Source organism: Brevundimonas diminuta ATCC 11568, from assembly GCF_000204035.1.
GTDB lineage: Bacteria > Pseudomonadota > Alphaproteobacteria > Caulobacterales > Caulobacteraceae > Brevundimonas > Brevundimonas diminuta.
The window spans coordinates 1,285,716-1,289,694 of record NZ_GL883086.1 but is presented as its reverse complement, the minus strand read 5'-3'; the positions used below and the strand labels follow the sequence as shown (position 1 = coordinate 1,289,694).

The 3,979-nt window shown below is 64.2% G+C and carries 3 protein-coding genes and 1 pseudogene; 3 read left to right on the top strand and 1 reads right to left on the bottom strand.

The window, feature by feature from the left end; all coding sequences use genetic code 11:
• Nucleotides 1-357 (bottom strand): annotated as a pseudogene (locus BDIM_RS18310) (hypothetical protein); the annotation flags it as partial.
• A 385-nt stretch (nt 358-742) separates the two neighbouring features.
• Between BDIM_RS18310 and rpsL the strand changes: the two are divergent.
• The 3 genes from rpsL to fusA all read left to right on the top strand — a co-directional run bounded on the left by rpsL (nt 743) and on the right by fusA (nt 3,868).
• Nucleotides 743-1,117 (top strand): 30S ribosomal protein S12, encoded by a 375-nt coding sequence (gene rpsL / locus BDIM_RS10160; RefSeq protein ID WP_003165508.1) that lies wholly within the window; start codon nt 743-745, stop codon nt 1,115-1,117.
• Nucleotides 1,118-1,180: 63 nt separating this feature from the next.
• Nucleotides 1,181-1,654: a 30S ribosomal protein S7 gene (rpsG, locus tag BDIM_RS10155; RefSeq protein ID WP_003165507.1), complete on the top strand. Its 474-nt coding sequence runs from the start codon at nt 1,181-1,183 to the stop codon at nt 1,652-1,654.
• 135 nt (nt 1,655-1,789) lie between these two features.
• Nucleotides 1,790-3,868: an elongation factor G gene (gene fusA, locus BDIM_RS10150; RefSeq protein ID WP_003165506.1), complete on the top strand. Its 2,079-nt coding sequence runs from the start codon at nt 1,790-1,792 to the stop codon at nt 3,866-3,868.
• The last annotated feature ends 111 nt before the right edge of the window (nt 3,869-3,979 follow it).

Below are 3,979 nucleotides of genomic sequence, written 5' to 3'. Positions count from 1 at the left end.
AGGGGGCGGCGTCGCCTGAACCGCGGCGGGCGCCGGAGCAGGAGCCGGCGAAGGTTGGGCTGCTGTTCTCTGAGGCGGTTGCGATTCCATCGGCGTGGGCGGAGGCGTCGGGACGCGCGTCGGCGCAGGCAGGGGCGGCGACGGCTGCGGCGGAACGAACGGACGTTCGAGTTCAAGCTGGATGATCGGCGGCGCCGGCGGCGGAGGGAGAGCCTCGCGCCGGTCGTCCGCCGCATAGCGAGCCATGCTGCCCAGCACGATCACGTGCATCAGCAGGGAGGCCCCCGCCGTCAGGGTCCGCTTGAGGCGCGGTCGCGCCCGTTTCGCGGGGTCTGCGGTCAGAACGGCGATGCTCATGAAGGCTCCCCCATCGTCTGAACGAATGATGCCTAGGCAAGCATGGCGATATATAGGCGCAATATCATTGATCCCTGAACAGGATGCGAACGCGGGGCTGCAGGCGTCGGCCTGAGCGAATCCCTTGACCTGTTAACGGATCGCGCGTAGAAGCCGCGCACTTTCGAGACGTGGGCGGTTCGCCGTCCGCTGAGATCGTGACAATTGAACGGACGGGCTGTGTCCCGCCGGAACGCCCGAAGCGCGCGTTCCGGTTTTTCTGTTTGGGCGTCGTGACCTCGGCTCGATAACACCCGGGCGGGGCTTCGGTCCCGTTCAAAAGAAGGCTCATGAGGCGCTCCGGTCGAAAGACACACGCCTCCACATCGAAAAGAGACGAATTCGAATGCCCACGATCAACCAGCTGATCCGCAAGCCCCGCAAGCCGAAGCCGGTTCGCAACAAGGTTCCGGCCCTGGAGGGTTCGCCCCAGCGTCGCGGCGTCTGCACCCGCGTGTACACCACGACCCCGAAGAAGCCGAACTCGGCTCTGCGTAAGGTCGCCAAGGTCCGCCTGGCCAAGAACGGCGTCGAAGCCGTGTGCTACATCCCCGGCGAAGGCCACAACCTGCAGGAGCACTCGGTCGTGCTGATCCGCGGCGGCCGCGTGAAGGACTTGCCCGGCGTTCGCTACCACATCCTGCGCGGCGTGCTCGATACGCAAGGCGTCAAGGACCGCAAGCAGCGTCGTTCGCACTACGGCGCCAAGCGTCCGAAGTAATCGGCCCCGGCCTACGTTTCAGAGATTTTCCCGACGTCAGTCGGGCCCGAGAAGGAATAACCCATGTCGCGTCGTCACCGCGCCCAGAAGCGTGAAGTTCTGCCGGATCCCAAGTTCGGAGACCTGGTGGTCACCAAGTTCATGAACTACGTCATGTACGAAGGTAAGAAGGCCGTCGCCGAAAACATCGTTTACGGCGCCTTCGACATCCTGGCAGACAAGAAGAAGGAGCAGACTGCGGTCGAGACCTTCCACGCCGCCCTGGAAAACGTCGCCCCGTCGGTCGAAGTCCGTTCGCGTCGCGTCGGCGGCGCCACCTACCAGGTGCCGGTCGAGGTCCGTCCGGACCGTCGTCGCGCCCTGGCCATCCGCTGGCTGGTCAACGCCGCGCGCAACCGCGGCGAAAACACCATGACGGAAAAGCTGGCCGCCGAGCTGCTGGACGCCTCGAACAACCGCGGCACCGCGGTCAAGAAGCGCGAAGACACCCACAAGATGGCCGAAGCCAACCGCGCCTTCAGCCACTACCGCTGGTAAGCGTCTTAAAACCGCCAATGGCGGCGACTATTTAAGACGATCCGGCGCGGGCGTTCAGGTTGAACCGCCCGCGCCGTCATATCCGACACCCCAGGGCGCTCGCCGCGTCCGCGAAGCTCCCGGAAGGCAACTTCAATGCCCCGCACTCATAAAATCGAAGACTACCGCAACTTCGGCATCATGGCCCACATCGACGCGGGCAAGACGACGACGACCGAGCGGATCCTGTTCTACACCGGCAAGAACCACAAGATGGGCGAGACGCACGACGGCGCGTCCACCATGGACTGGATGGACCAGGAGCAGGAACGCGGCATCACCATCACGTCGGCCGCGACGACCGCTTTCTGGCGCGAAAAGCGTCTGAACATCATCGACACCCCCGGCCACGTGGACTTCACCATTGAAGTCGAGCGTTCGCTGCGCGTGCTCGACGGCGCCGTCACGGTGCTGGACGGCAACGCCGGCGTCGAGCCGCAGACGGAAACCGTCTGGCGCCAGGCCGACAAGTACAACGTTCCGCGCATCGTCTTCGTCAACAAGATGGACAAGATCGGCGCCGACTTCGAAAAGTCGGTCGAGTCGATCCGCGACCGTCTGGGCGCCAAGGCCGTGCCGATCCAACTGCCGATCGGTTCGGAATCGAACCTGAAGGGCGTGGTCGACCTGGTCGAGATGAAGGCCCTGGTCTGGGAAACCGACCAAGTCGGCGCCTCGGCCGACGTGCGCGACATCCCGGCCGACATGGCTGACGCCGTGGCCGCCGCTCGCCAGTACCTGGTCGACAACGCCGTCGAGATCGACGACGAGGCGATGGAAGCCTATCTGGAAGGCAACGAGCCCTCGGTTGAAGTGCTGAAGCGCTGCATCCGTAAGGCCGTCATCACCGGCGCCTTCTATCCGATCCTGGCCGGCTCGGCCTTCAAGAACAAGGGCGTCCAGCCCCTGCTCGACGCCGTCGTCGACTACCTGCCGTCGCCGGTGGACATCCCGCCGACGCCGGGCATCGACTTCAAGACCGAAGAGCCGATCACCCGCAAGGCTTCGGACGAAGAGCCCCTGTCGGTTCTGGCGTTCAAGATCATGGACGACCCCTTCGTCGGTTCGATCACCTTCTGCCGCCTGTACTCGGGCAAGATGGAGACCGGCCAGTCGCTGCTGAACTCGTCGCGTGACAAGCGTGAGCGTGTGGGCCGCATGCTGCTGATGCACTCGAACAACCGCGAGGACATCAAGGAAGCCTACGCCGGCGACATCGTCGCCCTGGCCGGCCTGAAGGAAACCCGCACGGGCGACACCCTGTGCGATCCGCTGAAGTCGCCGGTCATCCTCGAGAAGATGGAATTCCCGGCGCCGGTTATCGAGATCGCCGTCGAGCCCAAGACCAAGGCCGACCAGGAGAAGCTGGGCGTCGCCCTGGCCAAGCTGGCTTCGGAAGATCCGTCCTTCACCGTTTCGACCGACCACGAGTCGGGTCAGACGATCCTGAAGGGCATGGGCGAGCTGCACCTGGACATCAAGATCGACATCCTGAAGCGCACCTACAAGGTCGAAGCGACCATCGGCGCGCCGCAGGTGGCCTATCGCGAGTCTATCAGCCGCAAGGCCGAGATCGACTACACCCACAAGAAGCAGACCGGCGGTACGGGCCAGTTCGCCCGCGTCAAGCTGGTGTTCGAGCCGGGCGAGCCGGGTTCGGACTTCGTCTTCGAGTCGGCCATCGTCGGCGGCGCCGTGCCCAAGGAATACATCCCGGGCGTGGAAAAGGGCCTGAAGTCGGCCAAGGACAACGGCCTGCTGGCCGGCTTCCCGGTGATCGACGTCAAGGCGACCCTGATCGACGGCGCCTTCCACGACGTCGACTCCTCGGTGCTGGCGTTTGAAATCGCCTCGCGGGCTGCGTTCCGTGAACTGAAGGAAAAGGGCGGACCGAAGCTGCTCGAGCCGATCATGGCCGTCGAGGTCGTGACCCCGGAAGAGTACCTGGGCTCGATCATCGGCGACCTGAACGGCCGTCGCGGCATGATCCAGGGTCAGGACATGCGCGGCAACGCCGTCGTCGTGAACGCCTTCGTGCCGCTGGCCAACATGTTCGGCTACGTGAACACGCTGCGCGGCATGTCGCAGGGCCGCGCCCAGTTCACCATGCAGTACGACCACTACGAAGCGGTGCCGCAACACGTCGCCGACGAAGTGATCAAGAAGTACGCCTAAGTCCGTCTTTTCGACGGACTCACTTGAAAACGGGGCGGTTTGACCACAAATCGCCCCACCTATCCCCAAACCCATTTGGACCCCCGTTTTGGGGATGCCAGGAGCTAGAGA

Bases quoted from the DNA above. Each gene is read 5' to 3' on its own strand.
- rpsL (WP_003165508.1), top strand. From the start codon at position 743: ATGCCCACGATCAACCAGCTGATCCGCAAGCCCCGCAAGCCGAAGCCG.
- rpsG (WP_003165507.1), top strand. From the start codon at position 1,181: ATGTCGCGTCGTCACCGCGCCCAGAAGCGTGAAGTTCTGCCGGATCCC.
- fusA (WP_003165506.1), top strand. From the start codon at position 1,790: ATGCCCCGCACTCATAAAATCGAAGACTACCGCAACTTCGGCATCATG.